Raw genomic sequence first — 23,846 nt, 5'->3', positions numbered from 1 at the left:
CACCCCAGAGTTTATTCCCTTACTCAGACACAAGCGGGCTTGCTCCCACGGGGCGGTGGTTGTCAGACCTCGATATTGAATTCACCCTTTGCGTTTACCTCATTTTCCAAGCTATCGCGGAACTGCGCATCAAACGTGCCGGTGATCAGTTTCTCGGTGGGGTCGGCGGTAAAATTCAGCTTTCCGGACGTTGAGATGTAAAGCTCACCTTTGGACGAGTTGTGAACGATGTACACCTCATCTTTTTTCGACAGATCAAACTCCCCAGCTGTCAAGTCGCCCATGATGAAAATGGTGTAGCGAATCTGAATATCGGAACCCTGCGCAGCTCTCACTTCAAGATAGGGCGGGATAATCGGCGACGGCTGATGTTTCGTGATGCTCAACTTATCGGCTTTGAACTCGCCAAGTCCGCCATTGGCGGTGAAGGTGCCTGTCGCTACGTATTGCTTGTTTTGTACCGAGTCAGTAATGCCGGTCAGATCAAAAATGCCTTTGATAATGTCCAGCTGCTCTCCAAGGGAGCTGATTTTGAAGTGATACTCGCCGTACATACGAGCGGTTTTCCAGTCGTAGTGAATTTTGATCTTGCCGGAACGCGCCGGGTGAACAGGACCTCCCCAACTGGAGAAACGGGCGTAAATGGCCTCGGTATTCCCGCCGATCTGCAGGACGTTCTCCTCGCCGTCATTCGAAATAGTGTCGGGAACCCTCAGCGTTATGAGGTGCTGTGGTTTGTCATTTTGCTGATCTTGCCCGTCCTCGTTTTCATCGTGAACGGCGCGGATCCAGAACCGATTTTCGAACTGGGAGATTGCCCAGTCTCTGTTCGCTTTGAATGTATGGGGATGGGTGCCTTCAATAACTGCACTCATATGCTGCTCGTTGGTTTGATCGTTCATGATTGCTGTCCTTGGCCCTGAAGCCGCTGTTGCTTCACTGATCAGTCAGTGGCGTTTCAGGGTAAGGGTGCGGGATATTCTGCATAACTGTCAGAGTTGACAGGTGTTGTCTTTCAGCGGGAAAGGCGAGGGGGAGGTGAACACTGAGTTGACCCTTCGAATGACACTGTGGGAGCGGGCAAGCCCGCTCCCACAGGGATCAGTGGTGTTTGGTAAAGCGTTGCACGAGCTTCATCACCACCACGAAAAACAACGGCACGAAGATCACCGCCAGCGTTGCAGTGATCATCCCGCCGATCACGCCGGTACCGATCGCCTGCTGGCTCGCCGAACTGGCGCCGGTGGCGATGGCCAGCGGCACCACGCCCAGGATGAACGCCAGCGAAGTCATGACGATCGGGCGCAGACGCAGGCGCGCTGCCTGCAACGTCGCATCGATCAGGTCGTGGCCCTCGTCATACAGGCTCTTGGCGAATTCGATGATCAGGATCGCGTTCTTCGCCGACAGACCAATGATGGTAATCAGCCCGACCTTGAAGAACACGTCGTTGGGCATCCCGCGCAAGGTCACCGCCAGCACTGCGCCGAGCACGCCCAGCGGCACCACCAGCAGCACCGAAGTCGGAATCGACCAGCTCTCGTAAAGTGCCGCCAGGCACAGGAACACGATCAGCAACGACAGGCCGAGCAGGATCGGCGCCTGGCTGCCGGACAAACGTTCCTGCAACGACAGCCCGGTCCACTCCTGACCCAGACCTTTCGGCCCTTGAGCGACCAGCCGTTCAATCTCCGCCATGGCCTCACCGGTGCTGTGGCCTGGCGACGGTTCGCCGGAAATCGCAATCGCCGGATAACCGTTATAACGGGTCAGTTGCGCCGGGCCTTGCGTCCATTTGGCCTGAACGAACGCCGACAGCGGCACCATGTGCCCGGCGTTATTGCGCACGTGCATTTTCAGCAGGTCATCGACCTGACTGCGCTGATCGCCTTCGGCCTGTACCACCACCCGCTGCATGCGCCCCTGATTGGGGAAGTCGTTGATGTAGGAGGAACCCACGGCGGTGGACAACACGTTGCCGATGTCAGCGAACGACACGCCCAGCGCATTGGCCTGCTTGCGGTCTACTTCCAGTTGCACCTGCGGCGCTTCGGCCAGCGCGCTTTCGCGCACATTCATCAGTACCGGGCTTTTCTCGGCGGCGGCGAGCAGTTCAGTGCGCGCCTGCATCAATGTCGCGTGACCGAGACCGCCGCGATCCTGCAGACGGAATTCGAAGCCGCTGGACGTACCGAGGCCGTCTACGGGCGGTGGCAGTACCGAGAACGCCATCGCGTCCTTGATCTGGCTCAGGGCGATGTTGGCGCGGTCGGCAATCGAGCTTGCCGCGTCATCGCTGCTGCGCTGCGACCAGTCTTTCAACGTGGAAAAGGCCAGCGCCGCGTTCTGCCCGCTACCAGAGAAGCTGAAGCCGAGAATCACCACACTGTCACTGATACCGGGCTCGCCAGCGTTATGCGCTTCAAGTTGCTCGGCGACCTGCACCGTACGGTTCTTGGTGGCCCCGGGTGGCAGTTGAATGTCGGTGATGGTGTAACCCTGATCCTCGACCGGCAGGAACGAGGAGGGCAGACGCGCAAAGCACAGCCCCATACCGATCAGCAGCACGCCGTAGATCAACAGATATCGCCCGCTGCGCTTCAGCGCGTAGCCGACCCAGCCTTGATAGCGATCGGTCAGTTGCTCGAAGCGGCGGTTGAACCAGCCGAAGAAGCCGCTTTTCTCATGGTGCTCACCCTTGGCAATCGGCTTGAGCAGCGTGGCGCACAGTGCAGGCGTCAGAGTCAGGGCAAGGAACGCCGAGAACAGGATCGAAGTCGCCATCGACAGCGAGAACTGCCGGTAAATCACGCCCACCGAACCCTGCATGAACGCCATCGGAATAAACACCGCCACCAGCACCAGAGTGATGCCGATGATCGCCCCGGTGATCTGCTTCATGGCCTTGCGCGTCGCCTCTTTCGGCGACAAGCCTTCAGTGGCCATGATGCGCTCGACGTTCTCCACCACGACGATGGCGTCGTCCACCAGAATGCCGATGGCCAGCACCATGCCGAACATGGTCAGCACGTTGATCGAGAAACCCAGCGCCAGCATGGTGGCGAACGTGCCCATCAGCGCCACCGGCACCACCAGCGTCGGGATCAGCGTGTAGCGGATGTTCTGCAGGAACAGGAACATCACCGCAAACACCAGCAGCATCGCCTCGCCCAAGGTGTAAACCACTTTGGTGATCGAGACTTTGACGAACGGCGAGGTGTCGTACGGTATCTTGTATTCGACGCCGGTCGGGAAGTAGCGCGACAGTTCGTCCATCTTCGCCCGGATCAAGGTGGCGGTCGCCAGCGCATTGGCTCCCGGCGCCAATTGCACGCCGACGGCGGTGGACGGCTTGCCGTTCAGGCGCGTGCCGAACTGGTATTCCTGACTGCCGACTTCGACCCGCGCCACATCGCCGATGCGCACGGTGGAGCCGTCGGGGTTGGCCTTGAGCACGATGTCGGCGAATTCTTCCGGAGTCGACAACTGACCCTTGACCAAAATGGTCGCGGTGATTTCCTGCGAGGACGGATTGGGCAAATCGCCAATACTGCCCGCCGAAACCTGCGCGTTCTGCGCGACGATGGCGGTGTTGACGTCGGCCGGGGTCAGGTTGAAACCGATCAGCTTCTGCGGATCGATCCAGATCCGCATCGCGCGTTCGGCGCCGTACAGCTGCGCCTTGCCGACGCCATCGATGCGCTTGATCTCGTTCATCACGTTGCGCGCCAGATAATCACTGAGCGCTACGTCATCAAGCTTGCCGTCGCTGGAGGTCAGGGTGATCAGCAGCAGAAAGCCGGCAGAGACTTTCTCCACCTGCAAACCTTGCTGGTTCACCGCTTGCGGCAGGCGCGATTCGACCACTTTGAGGCGGTTCTGCACATCGACCTGCGCCAGCTCCGGGTTGGTGCCCGGCTGGAAGGTGGCTTTGATCGTCGCGCTGCCGAGGCTGCTCTGCGATTCGAAGTACAGCAGGTGATCGGCGCCGTTGAGCTCTTCCTCGATCAGGCTGACCACGCTTTCATCGACGGTCTGTGCCGATGCGCCGGGGTACACGGCGTAGATTTCGATCTGCGGCGGGGCGACGTCGGGGTACTGCGCCACCGGCAATTGCGGGATGGCCAGCGCACCGGCCAACAGGATGAACAGGGCGACAACCCAGGCGAACACCGGGCGATCGATAAAGAACTGCGGCATAGGAAAGCGTCCTGCTTACTGACCAGAGGTCTGGGCAAGTGGAAGAGGGGTGTCGTCGATCTGCACTGTTTCGCCCGGACGGGCGTGCTGCAGGCCTTCGGTGACAATGCGGTCGCCGGGCTTGAGGCCGCCGGTGACGATCCAGCGATCGTTTTGCACTGCGCCCAGTTGCACCGGTTGCTGCGCCACGCGCATCTGCTGGTCGACGGTCAGCACCTGAGCGATACCGGCGCTGTCACGCTGCACCGCACGTTGCGGTACGGTGATGCCGTTCTGCACGGTGGCTTGTTGCAGGCGTACGCGGATGAAGCTGCCCGGCAGCAGGTCGAGGTCAGGATTGGGGAACTCGCTGCGCAGAATGATCTGGCCGGTGCCCGGATCGACGCTGATGTCGCTGAACAGCAACTTGCCCGGTAACGGGTAGAGGCTGCCGTCATCCTGAATCAGTGTGGCCTTGACCTGATCCTGACCGACTTCCTGCAACTGCCCGGAACGGAAGGCGCGGCGCAATTCATTGAGTTCACGGGTCGACTGGGTGAGATCGGCGTAGATCGGGTTGAGCTGCTGAATCAGTGCCAATGGCGTGGTTTCGTTCTGTCCGACCAGCGCACCTTCAGTGACCAATGCACGGCCGACCCTCCCGGAAATCGGCGCGGTGACGGTGGCGTAGCCGAGGTTCAGCTTCGCCCGTTCTACCGCAGCTTTATTGGCTGCCACGTCGGCGGCGGTTTGCCGGGCATTGGCGCGGGCATTGTCGTAATCCTGGGCGCTGATCGCCTTGTCGTCGATCAACTGCGCGTAGCGTTGCTCCTGCAACTTCGCCTGGAAGGCGTTGGCCTCGGCTTTGCGCAGCGCGGCTTCGGCGCTGTCCAGGTCAGCCTTGAACGGTGCCGGGTCGATGCGGAACAGCACGTCGCCCTTTTTCACGTCGCTGCCTTCACGGAACGTGCGTTGCAGCACCACGCCGGCCACTCGGGCACGTACTTCGGCGATGCGTGGCGCGGCGATCCGCCCGCTCAGTTCGCTGCTGATCGACAGGGGGCGGGCCTCGATGGTCTCGATGCGCACAGTGGCCGGCGGCGCTTCTTCTTCGGCCTTCGAGGACGAATCACAGGCGCTCAGCAACAGCGCAACGGCGATGAGGCCGAGCCCGGCCAGCAGATTTTTCGACATGTACTACCCCCAATATTGAAGCCCGCATCCTAAGGCCAGACGCCGAGGGTAGCGGTGAAGCTTTGTAGGCGCTGTGTGAAATTGTGTAAGGGTTTTACTCAGGGACGGGTGTGGGCGTATATCCTTTACGCCTTGAAATTTATTGCGACAGATAAACCGTCATCGCGAGCAGGCGAAGGCCTACATTGGAACTGTGTCAGACACGAACCTTGTAGGAGTGAGCCTGCTCGCGATGAGGCCCAAACAGTCGCCACAGCACCTTCCTGGAACACCCCATGCCCAACATCCTCCTGGTCGAAGACGACACCGCCCTCGCCGAATTGATTTCCAGCTACCTGGAGCGCAACGGTTATTCCGTCAGTGTGATCGGCCGTGGCGACCACGTGCGCGAACGGGCACGGATCAATCCGCCGGACCTGGTGATCCTTGACCTGATGCTGCCGGGCCTCGACGGCCTGCAGGTCTGCCGCTTGCTGCGGGCCGATTCGGCAACGCTGCCGATCCTGATGCTGACCGCCCGCGATGACAGTCACGATCAGGTACTGGGCCTGGAAATGGGCGCAGACGATTACGTCACCAAGCCCTGCGAACCACGGGTTCTGCTGGCACGAGTGCGTACTTTGCTGCGCCGCAGCAGCCTTGGTGAGCCGATGACGGTCAATGACCGGATCGTCATGGGCAATCTGTGCATCGACCTCTCCGAGCGCACCGTTTCCTGGCGCGATCAACCGGTGGAGCTGTCCAGCGGCGAATACAATTTGCTGGTGGTCCTGGCCCGACACGCCGGGGAGGTGCTGAGCCGCGATCAGATCCTCCAGCGCTTGCGCGGCATTGAGTTCAACGGCACCGATCGTTCGGTGGACGTGGCGATTTCCAAGCTGCGGCGCAAGTTCGACGACCACGCCGGCGAGGCGCGCAAGATCAAGACCGTGTGGGGCAAGGGTTACTTGTTCAGCCGTTCCGAGTGGGAATGCTGAGCTGATGTTCAGAATCCTGTTTCGCCTGTATCTGGTGACGATCATCTCCTACAGCGCGGCGATCTATCTGGTGCCGGATCTGGTGGTCATGGCGTTCCGCGAGCGCTTCATCACCTACAACCTCGACTATTCGCGCGGCCTGCAATCGCTGATCACCCGGCAGTTTCACGCGGTGCCGCAAGACCAGTGGTCAGCGCTGGCGCAGTCGATGGACAAAGACTTCCAGCCGCTGCACATCGCTCTGGCACGTATCGACGACGCCGGGTTCACCGCCCCCGAGCAAGTGCGTTTGCGCGCCGGGGAAAACGTGGTGCGTATCGGCGATTGGGGCTGGCGCACCTTGGCGGTCACGCCGCTGAACGATGATGTCGCCGTGCAAATGGTGGTGCCGCCGGATCCGCTGGACGTCAATCTGTTGTACTGGAGCATCAACGTGCTGATCGGCGCGAGCATGCTCGCCTGCCTGCTGCTGTGGATTCGCCCGCACTGGCGCGATCTGGAACGCCTCAAGGGCGCTGCCGAACGCTTCGGCAAGGGCCACCTGAACGAGCGCACGCAGATACCCGCCAGTTCCAACATCGGCAGCCTGGCCAACGTGTTCGACACCATGGCCGGCGACATCGAAAATCTGCTCAATCAGCAGCGCGACCTGCTCAACGCGGTGTCCCACGAATTGCGTACACCGCTGACCCGTCTGGACTTCGGCCTGGCCCTGGCGCTGTCCGATGATTTACCGGCGACCAGTCGCGAGCGCCTGCAAGGGCTGGTTGCGCACATTCGCGAACTGGATGAGTTGGTGCTGGAACTGCTGTCTTACAGTCGCCTGCAGAATCCGGCGCAATTGCCCGAACAGGTTGAGGTTTCGCTGGATGAGTTCATCGACAGCATTCTGGGCAGTGTCGATGAAGAGCTGGAGTCACCGGACATCGTTATTGATGTGTTGTTGCATGGTCAGCTCGAACGCTTTTCGCTGGATCCCCGCCTGACCGCCCGGGCGATCCAGAACCTGCTGCGCAATGCCATGCGCTATTGCGAGAAACGTATTCAGATTGGCGTGCAGGTCAGCCCTGATGGCTGCGGGATCTGGGTCGACGATGATGGGATTGGCATCCCGGATGACGAGCGTGAGCGGATTTTCGAGCCGTTTTATCGCCTTGATCGCAGCCGCGACCGCGCCACCGGTGGCTTTGGCCTGGGCCTGGCGATCAGCCGCCGGGCGCTGGAGGCGCAGGGCGGGACGCTGACGGTGGAAAGTTCGCCGCTGGGCGGGGCGCGATTCAGATTGTGGTTGCCCACCGCTGCCTGAATAAAGTGAAGGAAAACCTGTGGCGAGGGAGCTTGCTCCCGCTGGGCTGCGAAGCGGCCCTAGGCAATCCGCAGCCAGGCGTCATTTGCCGGTTTTGCGACGGCTTCGCCGCCGGGCGGGAGCAAGCTCCCTCGCCACAGGGATGCGGTTGCGGTGTCAGATCAGTTGGTTTGACTGGATCAAGCCAACCCCGGCCGTCTGCATTCGCTCCATCGCCGCCGCCAGTGAACCCTCCATATCAATGGCGCGACAGGCATCCAGCAGCACAAACGCATTGAACCCCGCCGCCCGCGCATCCAGCGCCGAGAACATCACGCAAAAATCCAGCGCCAGACCGACCATGTACACCGTGTCGATATCACGTTCCTTCAGGTAGCCGGCTAGGCCCGTGGTGGTGCGTCGGTCCGCTTCGAGAAACGCCGAATAGCTGTCGGTGTCCGGGTTGCAGCCCTTGCGGATGATCAGTTGCGCGTGGGGCAGCTTCAGCTCGGAGTGAAACTCGGCGCCGACGGTGCCTTGCACGCAGTGATCCGGCCAGAGTACCTGCTCGCCGTAGGGCAACTGGATCACATCGTAAGGCTTGCGCCCGGGATGACTCGAGGCAAACGACGCGTGGCCGCTCGGGTGCCAGTCCTGGGCAATGATCACTTGCTTGAACAGAGCGCCGAGGCGATTGATCAGCGGCACGATCAGATCGCCTTCGGGGACGGCCAACTGGCCACCCGGGGTGAAGTCATTCTGCACGTCGATGACCAGCAGGGCGCTGCGGGGTGAAATCTGCATCGATGCTTCCTCCTTGGATAATCACGCGCTCAGCATAGTGGCAGCGGCACTCATGCGCTCAACCGTTCGATCAAGTGTCTGGCGAGGTCTTCCAGCGCCGGGGCCGGATTGTGCCCGATCAACATCCACGCATGCTCACCTTCGGTCCAATACACCACGTTCATCTCATGCCGCCGTTCGTGCGCCAAAGGCTGGCTGCCACTGTTGGAGCGAGTCACGCACAAGGCCAGCGGCCCGTGTTTCGCATCGAGATAGGTCAGTTGCGCAATCGGTACGCCGTCGTACTCGAGCATTTGTGCACGTTTGAGTTCAGCGCCCGGCAACTTCAGTAGCGCCGGTGACAGGTTCAGGCCGAGCCGCGCATCCACCGCACGCAATTGCGCGCGTTGGCTGGCCTCGTCGCTGGGCAAATGATCGAGCGTTTGCGGTACATACAGCGCCATGTAGTCGCCGACCAGGGCGCGCCAGTTATGCGCTTGCTGTGACTGCCAGGCGAGAAACAGGCGATCGGCCAACACGCCGCCCGCCAGCAGACTCGCGGCGGCCGCACCAATGAACCAGCGTCGGCTCAGGCCTGGCCGCTGAGGGGCAGGGATGGCATCGAGGCGCGCCTGCAAACGCTCCAGCGGCGCCTGTTGCGCCAGTTCGTCATAGGCCTCTTTGTACGGCAGGCTGCTGCGTTCGAACCATTGCACGCGCAGGCTGAGCAACGGGTCGTCGACAATCGCGCTGTCGAGTTGAGCGCGATACGCGGGATCCAGTTCGTCGTCGAGGTAGGCCACCAGTTGTTCGTCGGAGGGCTTGTTCATGGGTGGTCACCTCCAGTGGTTTTCGGCACGGCTTGCAGCGGCGGGTACTCGGCCAGTTTCAGCCGCGCGGTGGCCAGACGGCTCATCACGGTACCGATCGGCACTTGCAGGATCTCGGCGACTTCGCGGTAGGACAGGCCTTCAACGTAGGCCAGATAAACGGTTTCGCGCTGGGTTTCCGGCAACGCATCGACCCGGCGGATCACCTGTGCCGCCATCACGTGGGTTTGTGCGGCGTATTCGCCGTCGAAGGCCAGTTGCCCGTCGGCATCGACCTGGCCTGTGCCCTGACGCACCCGACGCGCGCGCACTTCGTTGAGCCAGATCGAATGCAGGATGCTCAGCAACCAGCGATCCATGCGCGTGCCGGCCACATATTGGCCGGCACGTTCCAGCGCCCGCACACACGTGGCTTGCACCAGATCCTCGGCAACGTGCCGATTGCGCGACAGCAGCAGGCCGTAGCGCCACAGTCGCGCCAGATGCTGTCCGAGTTCTGCTCTGAATGCCTGATCGCTGACGATGATGGCGTTCCTTTATCTATCTCAGGTTTTCGATGAATCGTTGATGGCTTCAGCCAGATCCTGGTATTCCTCGCAGGACGTGCCGCAAATCGATTTGATCTGCTGCAACTGTTGCTGCGCCAGGTCGACGCGGCCTTTGATCACATAGGCCTCACCGAGGTATTCACGCACTTGCGCGTACTGCGGATCGAGTTTCACCGATTGCAGGTAATAGCCGATGCCTTCATCGGTACGCCCGAGTTTTCGCGTGGCGTAACCGCGATAGTTGAGGGCCTTGGCGGTGTTCGGTTGTTTCAAGGTGTCGAGCAGGGCCAGGGCCTCTTCGTAGCGACCGTCCTTGGCCAATCGGTAGGCGTAATCGGTACGATCGGCATCCGGTACGGCGCTGCTGGTCTGCAGCACGCATTTCTGCGATTTGCTGTCCCAGACTTGGCCTTTGGGGCAGTTGGGCTTCTGCACGGGTGCGCTTTCATCACCATTGGCAAATGCCATCGACGTGGATAACGCGGCCACCAGCAGCAACGGGGCGGCGAACATAACGGAACGGATAGTCATGGGCAAGGCTCCACAGAGGGTTATGTTTCACTTTGAACACCACAGCACGGCATTTTATTCATTGCTTTGTCAGGCTCTGTTCAAGGTACGCGCAAATCACGGCGCTATGCTCAGGAACGCCTGCCGTCCATCCAGCGCTTTGCCATGACTCGGCGCTGACACACGAGGAACTGCCATGAAAGATCAGGTCCATCACTCCGCTGCCGCCGGCTACAAGACTGCCGCCGACACCTACGTCAAAGGTCGCCCCGATTACCCGCCGCAGGTCAGTCAATGGTTGACCCAGACATTGGGCCTGGACAGTCACAAGACGGTCATCGATCTGGGCGCCGGCACCGGCAAGTTCACCGGGCGACTGGCGGCCACCGACGCGCAGGTGATTGCGGTGGAGCCGGTGGCGCAGATGCTGGAAAAATTGTCCGCCGCCTGGCCCGAGGTGCTGGCGGTGAGCGGTACTGCGACCGATCTGCCGTTGCCCGACGCCTCCGTGGATGCGGTGGTCTGTGCGCAGGCGTTCCATTGGTTCGCCACACACGAAGCCTTGACCGAGATCGCCCGGGTACTCAAGCCCGGCGGCAAGCTCGGGCTGATCTGGAACCTGCGCGATACGCAAGTCAGCTGGGTGCCGAAACTTGACGCGATCGTCAATGCACTGGAAGGTGATACGCCCCGTTATTACACCGGCCAATGGCGCGACGCGTTTCCGCATCCGGCGTTCGGGGCGCTGCAGCTACAGCAGTTTCATCATGGACACACCGGCTCGCCGGAAGACGTGATCTTCAATCGGGTGCGCTCCACCAGTTTCATCGCGGCATTGCCGCAGGCGCAGCGGGACAAGGTCGATGAGCAGATCCGCACGTTGATTGCCTCGGAACCGGCGTTGCGTGGCCGGCATGTGCTGACGGTGCCTTATGAGACGGCGGCGTATGTGGCGGTGAAGGTCGTTTAGATTTTTTGCTGCATATACAAAACCCTGTAGGAGCTGCCGAAGGCTGCCATCTTTTGACTTTGAAGATCAAAAGATCGCAGCCTTCGGCAGCTCCTACAGGGAGCAAGGCGCGCCAGAATTCTTTGTGGCAGTCAGTCCCGCATTTGGCCGAACCGCCATCGTGATGCCTTGTTATAGTTCGGGCCTCATTTTCTGCCCGGTAAAGGATCACTGCCATGACTCAATACACCGCCTTCAGCGTTGAACTGGCCGACAACATCGCGCATGTGCAGATCAATCGCCCGGAAAAGATCAACTCGATGAACGCCGCGTTCTGGAGCGAGATCGTCGAGATTTTCCAGTGGATCGATGACACCGATGAAGTGCGGGTGGTGGTGCTGAGCGGCAACGGTAAACATTTTTCCTCCGGCATCGACCTGATGATGCTCGCCGGCGTCGCCAACGAACTGGGCAAGGACGTCGGCCGTAACGCGCGCCTGCTGCGGCGCAAGATCCTCACCCTGCAAGCCTCGTTCAACGCCGTCGACAACTGCCGCAAACCGGTGCTGGCGGCGATTCAAGGCTATTGCCTCGGCGGTGCGATTGACCTGATCGCCGCGTGCGACATGCGCTACGCCGCCGAAGACGCGCAATTCTCGATCAAGGAAATCGACATCGGCATGGCCGCCGATGTTGGCACTTTGCAACGGTTGCCACGGATCATCGGTGACGGCATGCTGCGTGAGCTGGCTTATACCGGGCGCACCTTTGGCGCCGAAGAGGCGCGCAGCATCGGTCTGGTCAATCGCGTTTACGCCGACAAGGAGCTGCTGCTCGAAGGCGTGATGGACATTGCTCGCGACATCGCCGGCAAATCGCCAATCGCGGTTACCGGCACCAAGGAAATGATCAGCTACATGCGCGACCATCGCATCGACGACGGCCTCGAATACGTTGCCACCTGGAACGCCGCCATGTTGCAATCCACCGACTTGCGCGTGGCCATGGCCGCCCATATGAGTAAACAGAAACCCGAATTTCTGGATTGAGAAACCATGACAGCTCGCTGGACCACTGCAGTACTGGACACCGATCAACCCGGCGGCTGGGCCGTGGCGCGCAGCCCCGAAGGCTTTCTGTTCGATGACAACGGCGCACTGTTCCCGCGGGAATGGCTCAAGCGTCAGGACCTGTCGATCCTCGCCGAACACGGCATCGGCCACCTCGATGGCGAGCCGGTCTATCTGCTGGAGCTGCGCAGTTCCAGTGAAGTGCCGGGCTGCAACTGGAAAGGCCTGCGGGCGTTCATGCTCGATGGCGATCACACGATCTACAAAGTGCTGGGTTATGCCGCGCAGATCGGTACATGGGCGCGCGAACATCGCTACTGCGGCAACTGTGGGCAGGCGATGACCCAAGTGCCGCGTGAGCGGGCGATGTATTGCCAGCCGTGTGATCTGCGCAGTTATCCGCGCATTTCGCCGAGCATGATTGTGCTGATCACCCGCGACGACGAAATCCTGCTGGCGCGTTCACCGCGGTTTGTCACCGGGGTCTACAGCACGCTGGCCGGGTTCGCCGAGCCGGGCGAGTCGGCCGAGGATTGCCTGATTCGCGAGGTGCGCGAGGAGGTCAGCATCGAAGTGAAGAACATCCAGTACATGGGCAGCCAGTGCTGGCCGTTCCCGCATTCGATGATGCTCGGCTTCCATGCCGAATATGCCGGGGGCGAGATCGTCTGTCAGGAGGATGAGATCGAGGACGCCCAGTGGTTCAACGTGCACGATCTGCCGCCGTTGCCGGCGTCCAAATCGATTGCCCGTTACCTGATCGACGTCTACGTGGCGCGCCGCTTAGGTCACGCTGAACCAGTGTTGCCAGGCTAGGCGCACGGTCAGCCCCAGCACCACGGTGATGAACACCGGACGAATGAACTTGGCGCCGCCGCTGATCGCGGTGCGCGCGCCGAAGAACGCCCCGACCATCACCGACAGGCCCATGCACAGGCCGATGATCCAGTCCACCTGCCCGGAAAACACGAACACCGACAGCGCCGCGATGTTGCTGACGAAGTTCATGCTGCGCGCCACACCGCTGGCCTTGACCAGGTCGATCGGGTAGAGCAGCAGGCTGCTGACCGTCCAGAACGCGCCCGTGCCGGGGCCGGCCACACCGTCGTAGAAACCGAGGCTGAAGCCCTGGCTCGACTGCCATTTCTTCTTGATCGGCGCATCGCTGTCCAGCGGCGCCTTGGGCGTACCGCCGAACAACAGATACAGGCCACAGGCGAAGACGATCACCGGCAGCATCTTGTTCAGCCATTCCGCCGGCAGGTAGTGCGCGACGATGGCACCGGTGAGCGCGCCGACCAGCGTACCGACGATTGCGTGCATCCACTGCCGAGGGTGGAACAGTTTGCGCCGGTAGAAGGTGAAACTGGCGGTGGCCGAACCGAAGGTCGAACTCAGTTTGTTGGTGCCCAGCACCAGATGCGGTGGCAGGCCGGCGGTGAGCAGCGCCGGGGTGGTCAACAGCCCGCCACCACCGGCGATGGCGTCGATGAAACCGGCAATGAAAGCGACAAGGGCCAGAACGGCCAGGGTAGTGAGGTCAACGCTGAGTTCGAAAGGCATGGAATCGGCTTATTCGGCAGGGCGCAGAGGGGCTGCGGGGAAGGGCTGACATGTTACTCATTTCCTAGTGTTGCGGCGACCCGTAAAGCCCCATCGCTGGCAAGCCAGCTCCCACAGAGATCTCTAGTGAACACAAATTTTGCGAACATACCGGAAACCTGTGGGAGCTGGCTTGCCAGCGATGAGGTCAGCTCAGACACCAACTATTCAACTGTTGCCCAACCAACACCTCGACAACAAATCATCCTCCAGCAATGCAGCTTCTTCAGCCTCAAGCACAATAAAACCGGGCGCCCGAAGCCTGGCACGCTTGCTGCTCTGTCCCACTGACCTTCCCAATGTCCCGAGGACACGCCAATGAGCAAGCAAGCCGTGAAATTCGCCTACTGGGTGCCGAACGTCAGTGGCGGTCTGGTGGTCAGCAAGATCGAGCAGCGCACCGACTGGGGCATCGACTACAACCGCAAACTGGCGCAACTCGCCGAGGCCGCCGGATTTGAATATGCCCTGACGCAGATCCGCTTTACCGCCGGTTACGGCGCCGAGTTCCAGCATGAGTCGGTGGCGTTCAGTCATGCGCTGCTGGCCGCCACCAGCAAACTCAAGGTGATCGCGGCGATTCTGCCCGGCCCATGGCAACCGGCGCTGGCGGCCAAGCAACTGGCGACCATCGATCAACTCACCAACGGCCGGATCGCGGTGAACATCGTCAGCGGCTGGTTCAAGGGCGAATTCCAGGCCATCGGCGAGCACTGGCTGGAACACGACGAGCGCTATCGGCGTTCCGAGGAATTCATCCGTTCGTTGCGCGGGATCTGGAGTCAGGACAACTTCAGCTTTCGCGGCGACTTCTACCGTTTCGACCATTACAGCCTCAAACCGAAGCCGCTCGGGCGCCCGGAAATCTTTCAGGGCGGCAGCTCCCGTGCGGCACGGGACATGGCGGCGCGGGTCTCGGACTGGTATTTCACCAACGGCAACAGCGTCGAAGGAATCAAGGCTCAGGTCGATGACATCCGGGCCAAAGCGGCGGCCAACAAGCATTCGGTGAAGATCGGCGTCAACGCTTTCGTCATCGCCCGCGACACCGAAGAAGAGGCGCACGCGGTGCTGGCGCAGATCATCGACCAGGCCGATCCGGACGCGGTGAACGCCTTTGGTGACGCGGCGAAGCAAGCGGGCAGGGCGTCACCGGAAGGTGAGGGCAACTGGGCGAAATCGACCTTCGAGGATCTGGTGCAATACAACGACGGCTTCAAGACCAACCTGATCGGCACGCCACAGCAGATTGCCGAGCGGATCGTGGCGTTGAAAGCGGTGGGGGTGGATCTGGTGTTGGCAGGGTTTCTGCACTTTCAGGAGGAGGTGGAGTATTTCGGCAAGCGGGTGTTGCCGCTGGTGCGGGAACTGGAGGCTGAAAAGACTGCCGCAGTAGCCTGAAACACCACAATCCCCCCTGTAGGAGCTGCCGAAGGCTGCGATCTTTTGATCTTGCTTCTAAAAATCAAAGTCAAAAGATCGTCCGATCGCGGCCCGAGCCTTCGGCAGCTCCTACAGGGGGAGTTATGTGAACTTAGAGACCCAGGTCGGAAAGCCCCGGATGATCATCCGGACGCCGACCCAGCGGCCAGTGGAACTTGCGCTCGCTTTCCTTGATCGGCATGTCGTTGATGCAGGCATAGCGCTGGAACATCAGGCCGTGCTCATCGAACTCCCAGTTTTCGTTGCCGTAGGAGCGGAACCAGTTGCCCGAATCGTCATGCCATTCATAGGCGTAACGCACGGCAATCCGCGTGTCGGAGTAGGCCCAGAGTTCCTTGATCAGGCGGTAATCGAGTTCCTTGGCCCATTTGCGGGTCAGGAAGGCCTTGGCTTCCTCTCGGTTGTTGGCGAACTCGGCGCGGTTGCGCCATTTTGTGTCGAGGGTGTAGGCCAGCGACACCTTCTCGGGATCGCGGGAGTTCCAGCCATCTTCGGCCAGACGTACTTTTTCGATAGCCGATTCACGGTTGAACGGCGGTAAAGGCGGACGCACTTGGGCAGCAGTCGACATTTTCAGTCTCCCGATCTAATTAACGATTAAACAACGGTTGAGGCTTATTTAAGGCGTTACAGGTCCAATAACTTACGCGCCATGCATTGCGCATTATCAGCGGCACTGTGATCACCCATCACAAGCGCTACGGTAATGGCGCCGTCAATCAGGATCAGCAATTGTCTGGCCAGACGTTGCGGATCTTCGACGCCATGTTCGGTACACAGCTCGCACAGGTAGTCGAGCAGCTTCTGTTTGTGGTCTTTGGCGACCTGGCGCACCGGGTCTTCGGGATCGCCGGTCTCGCCACTGGTATTGATGAAGGCACAGCCACGGAAACCTTCCGAAGCGAACCAGCTTTTGAGCACGGTAAACAGGTTGAGCAGGCGATCGGCCGGGGTTTCGGCCTGATCGACGGCGCTGCGGTACCAGTGCATCCAGCGCACATCGCGGCGTTGCAGGGCAGCGACGGTCAGCTCCTCCTTGTTGGCGAAGTAGCGGTAGATGCTTTTTCTGGAGACGCCGGCGGTTTTCACCAGAAGATCCATGCCGGTGGCCGCGATGCCACTTTTGTAGATCAACTTTTCGGTGACATCCAGAATGATGTCGCGGGTCGATGTGTCAGTGATTTCGTTCATGTGGCGAACAGTAGAACGATCGTTCTCCTTTCGCAAGCTGTTTTTTAAGATCAAAAGATCGCAGCCTGCGGCAGCTCCTACTCTGATCCCTGTAGGAGCTGCCGCAGGCTGCGATCTTTTGATCTCTTTACAGACACTCACAAGACCCGAACCGGTTGATGGTGTAAGCTCTCGGGTTCTTCGGATTCGACCCATTGCGAGCCCTATGCCGTTGCTTTTCAAACGCTCTTTGCTGCCCAAACTGCGCAGCTTTCCGCTGACTCCCGAGGCCGTGACGATTCTGTCCGGCGCCGCCGAGTTCCGTCGTTGCCTGTTGGAGAAAATCGCCGAGGCGACCCGGCGCATCTACATCGTTGCGCTCTATCTGCAGCACGACGAGGCCGGTCAGGAAATCCTCGATGCCTTGCATGCCGCCAAGCTCAAGCGCCCGGAGCTGGAGATCGTCGTAGTGGTTGACTGGCTGCGCGCCCAGCGCGGGCTGATCGGTGCCGGCAAACAGCCAGGCAACTCGGCGTGGTACCAGGAAATGACCCGCACCCATCAGAGCGAAGTGCCGGTCTACGGCGTGCCGGTGCAGACCCGCGAACTGTTCGGCGTTCTGCATTTGAAAGGCTTTGTGATCGACGATTGTGTGGTTTACAGCGGCGCGAGTCTGAACAACGTCTACCTGCACAAGTTCGACAAGTACCGTTTCGACCGCTATCACGTGCTGCACAGCCGCGAACTGGCCGACTCGATGCATCATCTGGTCAAGCACGGCCTGATCGAATCCAAGGCTGTGCATCGCCTCGACCTGCCCAACCTGCCGACCACCCGCAGCCTGCGCAACGACATCGGCGACCTGCGTAGCCGCCTCAAATATGCGGCGTACGACACCAGCGCCGGCAGCACCGCGCACAGCGGTCTGTCAGTGAGCCCATTGTTGGGCGTGGGCAAGAACAACCCGTTGAACCGGGTGATTGTCGAGCTGATCGCCAGTGCGCAACAGCAGCTGACCATCTGCACACCGTACTTCAACCTGCCGCTGCCGATCATCCGCGAGGTCAACCGTGCGCTGGCCCGTGGGGTGAAGATCGACATCGTGGTCGGCGACAAGACCGCCAACGATTTCTACATTCCGCCGAGCGAGCCGTTCAAGGTGATTGCGGCGCTGCCATACCTGTACGAAATCAGCCTGCGGCGCTTCGCCAAGCGTCATCAGCGCAACATCGACAGCGGCCAGTTGAACCTGCACCTGTGGCGGGACGGCGACAACAGCTACCACCTCAAGGGCATGTGGGTCGACCAGCGCTATACGCTGCTGACCGGCAACAACCTCAATCCACGGGCGTTCCGTCTCGATCTTGAAAACGCGCTGCTGATCGATGATCCGCAAGGTGAGTGGCTTGAGCCACGGGCGAAGGAGCAGGAGGAGATCTTCCGCAACACCACGCGGATCGCCAGCTTCCAGAGCCTGGAGACCTTGCCGGAGTACCCGGCGGGGGTGGCGAAGTTTTTGAAGCGGGTGAGTCGGGTGCGGATCGAGCGGTTGCTCTACCGGATTCTCTAGCGCCGCTGAAAATGCCATCGCTGGCAAGCCAGCTCCCACAGTATTCTCGGTCATTCACAAATATCGTGTACACCAAGAACATTGTGGGAGCTGGCTTGCCAGCGATGGGGCCTGCTTAGACGCTCAATGAACTCAGTTCAGACCCAGCTTGCCACGCAACGTCGACAGGTCTTCCGCCAAGGTATTCACCGGCCCGACCAGCGCCTTGCGATCGTTATCCTTCACCTTGTCATACGTCTCGAAACCACCGTCCTTGGTCTTGTACTTGGCGAGGATCTTGTCCACGGTGGCGAAGTTCTTGTCGACTTTGGCGACGAACGCCTTGTCCTGTTTTTCGATCTGCGGACGGAACAGGTCGACGATTTTCTTCGCGCCGTCGATGTTGCCCTGGAAGTCGTACAGGTCAGTGTGGCTGTAACGGTCTTCTTCACCGGAGATCTTGGTCGCGGCAACCTCTTCCAGCAAAGCAGCAGCACCCCCGACGACTTTCTCCGGCGGGAAGGTCAGGCCGGCGACGCGGGTCTGCAGGTCTTTGACGTCGCTATCCAGCTTGTCTGCCAGGGCGGTCAGGCCTTCAGTGGTCTTCTCCGAGAACAGCGAATATTCGAGGCGGTGAAATCCGGTGAAGTCTTCAGCCTTCACGCCTTTTTCGTGGTCGTCGACGCGCGAATCGATGGACGCATCCAGGTCACTGAACAGCTCGGCAATCGGCTCGATCGACTCGTAATACACGCGCGTCGGCGCGTAGAGCTTTTGCGCGGTGGCCAGATCACCTTTTTTCACCGCATCGGTGAACTGTTTGGTGTGGCTGCCCAGTTCATCCAGTTGCTCGGTGACGTAGATTTTGTAATCCGACACCGGGCCGACCAGATCCAGCGGTGCCGTCGCGGCGAACGCCGACAGCGGGGTGTTGAGCAAACCGAGGGTCAGCAATAACGCGAGTGGCGACTTTTTCATGGAGCGGCTCCGAGGGTTTTTATGGTTATGCAGCTGTTTTGGGTTGTGTGGCGTTGAGCAGCGAGCGACCGATGAAATCCTTGTCGCCCGTGACACCCGGCAGGGTGAAGAAGTAACCGCCGCCGACCGGTTTGAGGTATTCCTCAAGCGGCTCGCCGTTGAGCCGGGTCTGCACGGTGATAAAGCCTTTTTCCAGATCGGCCTGGTAGCAGATGAACAGCAGGCCCATGTCGAGCTGGCCGTTCTTGTTCACGCCGTTGGAGTAGTTGAACGGCCGGCGCAGGATCAGGTTGGCCTGGCTCGCGGCGGTGCGCGGGTTAGCCAGGCGAATGTGCGCGTCGAGTTTGGTCAGCTTGCCTTCCGGGTCCTTGCTGTAATCCGGGACCTCGGTTTCATGGTTGGCGCCCATCGGTGCGCCGGTGGTCTTGACCCGGCCGATAATGCTTTCCTGTTCCTGCAGCGGCGTACGGTCCCAGCGCTCGACGAAATTGCGGATGATCCGCACCGCTTGATAGCTACCGTGCGCGGCCCAGGCCGGTTCATCGCTGCCCGGTTGCACCCAGACAAGCTTGTCCATCGCTTTGGCGTCGTTGGAATCGGGATTGGCCGAGCCGTCGCGGAAACCCAGGAAGTTGCGCGCCGATTGCGCCGGCACCCCCGGTTTGGCCGGGGCTTGCGGTGGCACGCTGCCTTCCTGTTTCCAGCGCACCAGCAGCAGGTCCGGCAGGTTCTTGACGATGTCGCGCAGGGCGTGAATGTTGGTGTCGGCGGTGTTCGAGCAGAATTGCAGGCTCAGGTCGCCGTGGCAGCAATCGGCCTCCAGCGCATCGTTGGGGAAACCGACCATGCGTTGCAGACGTTTTGGTTTGGCTTCGGCCAGACCAAAGCGCTCATCGAACAGCGACTCGCCCACCGAGACGGTGATGGTCAGGTTGTCCGGCGTCACCACCGGGCCGAGGATGCCGGAATCCGGCGGCGGCAGTTTCGGGTCGATCTGCGCCACCGGGCCGCCCTTCATCAGAAATGCGATGCGCTCGTTGAGCGTACGGAACAGCCGCTCGAGGTCTTCGCGATCGCTGGCCAGCACGTCGAACGACACGAACATGCCGGACGCCGGACGCGGGGTGACGATGCCGGTCTGGTGCACGCCGTGGAAGTCGTGGCGGTCTTCGGTTTTGTCGCTGCTCGGCGCTTCGGTGACTTGCGCCGGGGCCGCCGCCATGGCCGGGCAGCTCAGGGCCGAACCGGCCAGCGCAACACCGGCAGCGCCCATGCCCATCAGCAGGCGGCGACGTTGCAGATCGAGGTTTTGCAAATCTTTCATCGGTATTCGTCTTCTGCTTACAGGCCGGAGAGGCCGAGGGCGGGATCGATGCCATCCAGAGCGTCAGCCAGGGCCTGAGCCTTGTCGGCGATCTGTTTGCGTTGTTCGCCGCTGACCGTGTCGTAGCTCGCGTAGCCGTCCTTGACCTTGAAGCTGTTCAGTACGTTGTCGAAATCGCTCAGTGCGCTGTCGATTTTCGGCAGCAGGTCCGGCGCCGATTTGCTCAACATTGGCCGCAGCAATTCGACGACCTTGTGTGCGGTCTCCAGATTGCCGGCAAAACCGTTGAGGTCGGCGTGGCTGTAGCGTTCCTCTTCACCGCTGGCGGCGCGCACATCGGCCAGGGTGTTGAGGTTGCGCACCACGATGCTCACCAATTGTTCCGGCGGCAGCGACTGGGCCAGCAGTTGCTGTTTGAGCGTGGTGACGTCGGTCAGCAGGCGCTGGGCAATGGGCGTCAGATCGTCGAGTTTGCGTTGCTGGAACAGCGCGTACTCGATGCGGTGGAAGCCGACGAAGGCCGGATCCTGTTCGCGCTTCTCGAAGTAGTCGGCGCGGGCATTGATGCTGTTGTCCAGTTCCGCCAGACGTTGCGCCGCCGGGGCCAGACGCTGATAGGCGGCGCGCGCCGGCAAGTACAACGCTTGCGCCTGGGCCAGATCGCCGCTGGCAACTGCGTCGTTGAGCGCAGTCACAGCTTTGATCAGTGCGCTGCTCTGGCTCGCCAGATACACGCGGAACTCCGACAGCGGCCCGACAAAGGCGACCATCGATGGCTTGGCTTTCGCAGCGGCATCGGAGGCCGCCGTCGGCGTCACGTGCAGCACGCCGCGAGGGTTGCTCAGCAGGCCACACGTGATCGCGTAGTCGCCGGGTTGCAGGTTGGCGTTGATCACCTGGCTCAGGCCCGGGGCGATGTTTTCGCGCTCCTCGATCACCAGCACGCCGTCGAGAATTTCCCACTCCACCGCCCGGTCGGAGCGGTTGACGATGCGGAAACTGGCGCGGCCGGCGGGAACCGTCAGCTCGTTCGGCTCGCAGCTGTGAGCGTTGATGTTGACCACCACTTCGTCATGGTTGTGCTGACGCTTGGCCGCGGCCATTTTCGAGGCGTAGTAGAACAGGCCACCGGCGGCAATCATCACGACCACCGAACCGGCCACCGCCCAGCGCAAGGCGCGGGGAGGAGAGGCCTGGGGAGTATTAGGCTTTGACATGGATGCCCTTATTGGCTGGAAACGGAAGACGATTTGGCTGGCTTGGGCGCAGCAGGCGCGGCGGGGTAGAAAAACACCACCAGCGCCAGCACCAGATAGATCAGATACGCACCGAGGGTGCTGACGGTCGGCGCATCCTGATAACCGAACATGCCGGCCAGCACCGAACCCAGCGGGCCGTCCATCGGCAACGTCGCGCTGAAATCGAACAGCACGGTTTGCAAGTGATTCCACAGGCCGGCTTCATGCAGGGCCTGCACCGAATTGGCAAGGATCCCGGCGGCGACCACCAGAATGAACAACCCGGTCCACTTGAAGAACGCCGACAGGTTCAGGCGCATGCTGCCGCTGTAGATCAGGAAGCCGACGACGATTGCCAGCACCAGGCCGAGCAGGGCACCGATCGGCGCGCCCGGGCCTTCGCTCTGCTGGAACACGGCGAGCAGGAAGAACACGGTTTCCAGACCTTCGCGAGCCACGGCGAAGAACACCATGGCGATCAGCGCGATCACCTGATGCTTTGAAGAAGTCAGGGCGTGATCCAGCGAGGCCTGCAACGAATGCTTGATCGACCGCGCGACCTTGCGCATCCAGAACACCATCGAACTGAGAATGCCCACCGCGACCAGTCCGACAACGCCTTCGAACAACTCCTGCTGTTTCTGTGGGAATTCGGCGCTGACCAGTTCCAGACCACCACCCACCAGCAGCGCCAGCGCAGCGGCGAGAAACACGCCGATCCACACCGCCGGCATCCATTGGCCACGGCCGGTCTGTTGCAGGTAGCTGGCGATGATGCCAACGATCAGCGCGGCTTCAATGCCTTCACGCAGCATGATCAGAAAGGGAACGAGCATTGCGGCAACCACGAATGATTTAGATAGGTGGCTAAGTTGTAACATAATGACACTCATTCCCAAATGGGGATGCTTGACATTTACCTGAACATTCGCTGAACGGCATGTTTTTCGCCCCACACATAACCCCTGTAGGAGCTGCCGAAGGCTGCGATCTTTTGATCTTGTTTTTTAAAGTCAAAGTCAAAAGATCGTCCGATCGCGGCCCGAGCCTGCGGCAGCTCCTACAGGGGATTCGTGCTGGATTCGCATCCTGCGTTAAGATGCCCCTCACCCGAAAACAACAAGGTCTGCCTCGCTCCATGTCGGAAAAAGACACCATCGCCGTGCAACTGGTGCGTGAAGCACTGCTGCAAAGTTGTGCCCCGGGCGTGGCCACGGATGAAGTCTTGAACAAGGTCGGGATTGCTCCGGCCCTTCTGCACAGCGAACAGGGGCGGGTGCCCGCATCGCAATACGCGAAACTCTGGCGATTGCTGGCCCGGCGCGGCGATGACGAGTTTTTCGGTATGGATCCGCGCCGACTCAGGTCCGGCAGCCTCGAATTCCTTTGCCGCAGCGCCATGGCGCAACCCAGCCTGGCCGCCGGGCTGAACACGGGGCTGAATTTCCTCTCGCTGATGCTGGAGAAAATGCCCGCGCAACTGGTTCACCAACAAAGCCTTGCCGAAATCGTCCTGCTCGAAGACGATCCCGAACCGCGCCGCGCCTTTACCTATTTCACCTACTGGATGATCGTCCACGGCGTGGCCTGCTGGCTGGCGGGGCGGCGGATTCCGATTCTGGCGATCGAACTGCGCTGCGCCGAGCCGGATTTCTGCGACGATTACCGGGTGATGTTCTCGGAAAACCTGCGTTTCGAGCGTCCGCGTACGCGGATGATCTTCGCCGCTGACTGTCTCGATCTGCCGATCAAGCGTACAGCCGAGGAACTGAAACGCTTTTTGGCCCATGCGCCGGCGAACATTCTGGTGAAGTACCGCGACCCGGAAAGTCTTGCCAGCCGGATCAAACAGGACCTGCGCCAGTTGCCCGCCGAACAGTGGCCGGAGACAGAAGCCTTGGCGCAACAACTCTGCATGTCCGCCTCGACCCTGCGCCGGCGTTTGTCCGAGGAAGGCCAGACTTATCAAGGCCTCAAGGACAGCGTGCGCAAGGAACTGGCGATCACCTGGCTGGCGGAGCCGTCGATCAGCTTCGTCGAGATCGCCACGCGGCTGGGGTTCGCCGATGCGAGTTCGTTCTACAAGGCATTTCGCAAGTGGTCGGGGTCCAATCCTGGGCATTACCGTACGTTGATCCTTAACGAAGCGGTCTGATTCAGAGTATCTGTCGTCTGGCACGGCGCCATCGCTGGCAAGCCAGCTCCCACAGATTTTGC

General features: G+C 60.7%; 22 protein-coding genes. 8 read left to right on the top strand and 14 right to left on the bottom strand.

Annotated elements, in window-relative coordinates; all coding sequences use genetic code 11:
• Positions 1-62: 62 nt before the first annotated feature.
• The 3 genes from ABV589_RS01480 to ABV589_RS01470 all read right to left on the bottom strand — a co-directional run bounded on the left by ABV589_RS01480 (position 63) and on the right by ABV589_RS01470 (position 5,373).
• Positions 63-902, bottom strand: coding sequence for a hypothetical protein (locus ABV589_RS01480; RefSeq protein ID WP_367084580.1), 840 nt, complete (start codon positions 900-902; stop codon positions 63-65).
• 199 nt (positions 903-1,101) lie between these two features.
• A complete protein-coding gene (locus ABV589_RS01475) occupies positions 1,102-4,200 on the bottom strand; it encodes an efflux RND transporter permease subunit (RefSeq protein ID WP_367084579.1) in 3,099 nt (1,032 codons plus the stop codon).
• Between the two features lie 15 nt (positions 4,201-4,215).
• A complete protein-coding gene (locus ABV589_RS01470; protein ID WP_367084578.1) occupies positions 4,216-5,373 on the bottom strand; it encodes an efflux RND transporter periplasmic adaptor subunit in 1,158 nt (385 codons plus the stop codon).
• A gap of 275 nt (positions 5,374-5,648) precedes the next feature.
• Between ABV589_RS01470 and ABV589_RS01465 the strand changes: the two genes are divergently transcribed.
• Together ABV589_RS01465 and ABV589_RS01460 are read left to right on the top strand one after the other, a co-directional pair.
• Positions 5,649-6,350, top strand: coding sequence for a response regulator transcription factor (locus ABV589_RS01465; RefSeq protein ID WP_007963407.1), 702 nt, complete (start codon positions 5,649-5,651; stop codon positions 6,348-6,350).
• 4 nt (positions 6,351-6,354) lie between these two features.
• Positions 6,355-7,656: an ATP-binding protein gene (locus ABV589_RS01460; RefSeq protein ID WP_367084577.1), complete on the top strand. Its 1,302-nt coding sequence runs from the start codon at positions 6,355-6,357 to the stop codon at positions 7,654-7,656.
• 156 nt (positions 7,657-7,812) lie between these two features.
• Here the strand turns inward: ABV589_RS01460 and pncA are convergent, their stop codons facing one another.
• The 4 genes from pncA to ABV589_RS01440 form a co-directional block, all read right to left on the bottom strand.
• Positions 7,813-8,439, bottom strand: a complete 627-nt coding sequence (gene pncA, locus ABV589_RS01455) for a bifunctional nicotinamidase/pyrazinamidase (RefSeq protein ID WP_367084576.1) — start codon at positions 8,437-8,439, stop codon at positions 7,813-7,815.
• 50 nt (positions 8,440-8,489) lie between these two features.
• Positions 8,490-9,248 (bottom strand): transcriptional regulator, encoded by a 759-nt coding sequence (locus tag ABV589_RS01450; protein WP_367084575.1) that lies wholly within the window; start codon positions 9,246-9,248, stop codon positions 8,490-8,492.
• Positions 9,245-9,703 carry a sigma-70 family RNA polymerase sigma factor gene (locus ABV589_RS01445; protein ID WP_260688120.1) on the bottom strand — a complete coding sequence of 153 codons (459 nt, stop codon included), beginning with the start codon at positions 9,701-9,703 and terminating at the stop codon, positions 9,245-9,247. Before ABV589_RS01445 ends, ABV589_RS01450 begins: the two co-directional genes overlap by 4 nt.
• Positions 9,704-9,793: 90 nt before the next feature.
• Positions 9,794-10,327, bottom strand: coding sequence for a tetratricopeptide repeat protein (locus tag ABV589_RS01440; protein ID WP_367084574.1), 534 nt, complete (start codon positions 10,325-10,327; stop codon positions 9,794-9,796).
• Positions 10,328-10,502: 175 nt separating this feature from the next.
• Here ABV589_RS01440 and ABV589_RS01435 point away from each other — a divergent pair, with 175 nt between their 5' ends.
• From ABV589_RS01435 to nudC, 3 genes are all read left to right on the top strand, one after another.
• A complete protein-coding gene (locus ABV589_RS01435) occupies positions 10,503-11,276 on the top strand; it encodes a class I SAM-dependent methyltransferase (protein ID WP_367084573.1) in 774 nt (257 codons plus the stop codon).
• Between the two features lie 215 nt (positions 11,277-11,491).
• A complete protein-coding gene (locus ABV589_RS01430; RefSeq protein WP_367084572.1) occupies positions 11,492-12,304 on the top strand; it encodes a crotonase/enoyl-CoA hydratase family protein in 813 nt (270 codons plus the stop codon).
• A 6-nt stretch (positions 12,305-12,310) separates the two neighbouring features.
• Entirely contained in the window at positions 12,311-13,141 is an 831-nt protein-coding gene (gene nudC / locus ABV589_RS01425) for an NAD(+) diphosphatase (RefSeq protein WP_367084571.1), read from the top strand.
• Here the strand turns inward: nudC and ABV589_RS01420 are convergent.
• Entirely contained in the window at positions 13,109-13,888 is a 780-nt protein-coding gene (locus ABV589_RS01420) for a TSUP family transporter (protein WP_367084570.1), read from the bottom strand. The two genes, nudC and ABV589_RS01420, sit on opposite strands and share 33 nt — an antisense overlap.
• A 357-nt stretch (positions 13,889-14,245) precedes the next feature.
• On the opposite strand from ABV589_RS01420, the gene sfnG reads away from it, so the two are divergent.
• On the top strand, positions 14,246-15,328 hold the full coding sequence (sfnG, locus tag ABV589_RS01415) for a dimethylsulfone monooxygenase SfnG (RefSeq protein WP_367084569.1): 1,083 nt from the start codon (positions 14,246-14,248) through the stop codon (positions 15,326-15,328).
• A 133-nt stretch (positions 15,329-15,461) separates the two neighbouring features.
• On the opposite strand, the gene ABV589_RS01410 is transcribed toward sfnG, so the two are convergent.
• Both ABV589_RS01410 and ABV589_RS01405 read right to left on the bottom strand, forming a co-directional pair.
• Positions 15,462-15,941, bottom strand: coding sequence for a nuclear transport factor 2 family protein (locus ABV589_RS01410; protein WP_098963977.1), 480 nt, complete (start codon positions 15,939-15,941; stop codon positions 15,462-15,464).
• A 56-nt stretch (positions 15,942-15,997) separates the two neighbouring features.
• Positions 15,998-16,561 carry a TetR family transcriptional regulator gene (locus ABV589_RS01405; RefSeq protein ID WP_096796073.1) on the bottom strand — a complete coding sequence of 188 codons (564 nt, stop codon included), beginning with the start codon at positions 16,559-16,561 and terminating at the stop codon, positions 15,998-16,000.
• A 205-nt stretch (positions 16,562-16,766) separates the two neighbouring features.
• Between ABV589_RS01405 and pssA the strand changes: the two genes are divergently transcribed.
• Positions 16,767-18,110, top strand: a complete 1,344-nt coding sequence (gene pssA / locus ABV589_RS01400; protein WP_367084568.1) for a CDP-diacylglycerol--serine O-phosphatidyltransferase — start codon at positions 16,767-16,769, stop codon at positions 18,108-18,110.
• A gap of 132 nt (positions 18,111-18,242) precedes the next feature.
• On the opposite strand, the gene efeO (ABV589_RS01395) is transcribed toward pssA, so the two are convergent.
• From efeO (ABV589_RS01395) to efeU, 4 genes are read right to left on the bottom strand one after another with little or no spacing between them, the layout of a single operon-like run.
• A complete protein-coding gene (gene efeO / locus ABV589_RS01395; protein ID WP_108589789.1) occupies positions 18,243-19,067 on the bottom strand; it encodes an iron uptake system protein EfeO in 825 nt (274 codons plus the stop codon).
• Positions 19,068-19,092: 25 nt separating this feature from the next.
• A complete protein-coding gene (efeB, locus tag ABV589_RS01390; RefSeq protein WP_367084567.1) occupies positions 19,093-20,391 on the bottom strand; it encodes an iron uptake transporter deferrochelatase/peroxidase subunit in 1,299 nt (432 codons plus the stop codon).
• Positions 20,392-20,408: 17 nt separating this feature from the next.
• Positions 20,409-21,608, bottom strand: coding sequence for an iron uptake system protein EfeO (efeO, locus tag ABV589_RS01385; protein ID WP_367084566.1), 1,200 nt, complete (start codon positions 21,606-21,608; stop codon positions 20,409-20,411).
• Between the two features lie 8 nt (positions 21,609-21,616).
• Positions 21,617-22,465 carry an iron uptake transporter permease EfeU gene (efeU, locus tag ABV589_RS01380; RefSeq protein ID WP_367084565.1) on the bottom strand — a complete coding sequence of 283 codons (849 nt, stop codon included), beginning with the start codon at positions 22,463-22,465 and terminating at the stop codon, positions 21,617-21,619.
• Positions 22,466-22,767: 302 nt separating this feature from the next.
• Between efeU and ABV589_RS01375 the strand changes: the two genes are divergently transcribed.
• Positions 22,768-23,784, top strand: a complete 1,017-nt coding sequence (locus ABV589_RS01375; protein ID WP_367084564.1) for an AraC family transcriptional regulator — start codon at positions 22,768-22,770, stop codon at positions 23,782-23,784.
• The last annotated feature ends 62 nt before the right edge of the window (positions 23,785-23,846 follow it).

Source organism: Pseudomonas sp. HOU2 (genome assembly GCF_040729435.1).
GTDB lineage: Bacteria > Pseudomonadota > Gammaproteobacteria > Pseudomonadales > Pseudomonadaceae > Aquipseudomonas.
Note: the sequence above shows the minus strand (reverse complement) of the source record. Positions and strands in the feature narration are given on the sequence as shown.

Bases quoted from the DNA above. Each gene is read 5' to 3' on its own strand.
- ABV589_RS01480 (WP_367084580.1), bottom strand. From the start codon at position 902: ATGAACGATCAAACCAACGAGCAGCATATGAGTGCAGTTATTGAAGGC.
- ABV589_RS01475 (WP_367084579.1), bottom strand. From the start codon at position 4,200: ATGCCGCAGTTCTTTATCGATCGCCCGGTGTTCGCCTGGGTTGTCGCC.
- ABV589_RS01470 (WP_367084578.1), bottom strand. From the start codon at position 5,373: ATGTCGAAAAATCTGCTGGCCGGGCTCGGCCTCATCGCCGTTGCGCTG.
- ABV589_RS01465 (WP_007963407.1), top strand. From the start codon at position 5,649: ATGCCCAACATCCTCCTGGTCGAAGACGACACCGCCCTCGCCGAATTG.
- ABV589_RS01460 (WP_367084577.1), top strand. From the start codon at position 6,355: ATGTTCAGAATCCTGTTTCGCCTGTATCTGGTGACGATCATCTCCTAC.
- pncA (WP_367084576.1), bottom strand. From the start codon at position 8,439: ATGCAGATTTCACCCCGCAGCGCCCTGCTGGTCATCGACGTGCAGAAT.
- ABV589_RS01450 (WP_367084575.1), bottom strand. From the start codon at position 9,248: ATGAACAAGCCCTCCGACGAACAACTGGTGGCCTACCTCGACGACGAA.
- ABV589_RS01440 (WP_367084574.1), bottom strand. From the start codon at position 10,327: ATGACTATCCGTTCCGTTATGTTCGCCGCCCCGTTGCTGCTGGTGGCC.
- ABV589_RS01435 (WP_367084573.1), top strand. From the start codon at position 10,503: ATGAAAGATCAGGTCCATCACTCCGCTGCCGCCGGCTACAAGACTGCC.
- ABV589_RS01430 (WP_367084572.1), top strand. From the start codon at position 11,492: ATGACTCAATACACCGCCTTCAGCGTTGAACTGGCCGACAACATCGCG.
- nudC (WP_367084571.1), top strand. From the start codon at position 12,311: ATGACAGCTCGCTGGACCACTGCAGTACTGGACACCGATCAACCCGGC.
- ABV589_RS01420 (WP_367084570.1), bottom strand. From the start codon at position 13,888: ATGCCTTTCGAACTCAGCGTTGACCTCACTACCCTGGCCGTTCTGGCC.
- sfnG (WP_367084569.1), top strand. From the start codon at position 14,246: ATGAGCAAGCAAGCCGTGAAATTCGCCTACTGGGTGCCGAACGTCAGT.
- ABV589_RS01410 (WP_098963977.1), bottom strand. From the start codon at position 15,941: ATGTCGACTGCTGCCCAAGTGCGTCCGCCTTTACCGCCGTTCAACCGT.
- ABV589_RS01405 (WP_096796073.1), bottom strand. From the start codon at position 16,561: ATGAACGAAATCACTGACACATCGACCCGCGACATCATTCTGGATGTC.
- pssA (WP_367084568.1), top strand. From the start codon at position 16,767: ATGCCGTTGCTTTTCAAACGCTCTTTGCTGCCCAAACTGCGCAGCTTT.
- efeO (WP_108589789.1), bottom strand. From the start codon at position 19,067: ATGAAAAAGTCGCCACTCGCGTTATTGCTGACCCTCGGTTTGCTCAAC.
- efeB (WP_367084567.1), bottom strand. From the start codon at position 20,391: ATGAAAGATTTGCAAAACCTCGATCTGCAACGTCGCCGCCTGCTGATG.
- efeO (WP_367084566.1), bottom strand. From the start codon at position 21,608: ATGTCAAAGCCTAATACTCCCCAGGCCTCTCCTCCCCGCGCCTTGCGC.
- efeU (WP_367084565.1), bottom strand. From the start codon at position 22,465: ATGCTCGTTCCCTTTCTGATCATGCTGCGTGAAGGCATTGAAGCCGCG.
- ABV589_RS01375 (WP_367084564.1), top strand. From the start codon at position 22,768: ATGTCGGAAAAAGACACCATCGCCGTGCAACTGGTGCGTGAAGCACTG.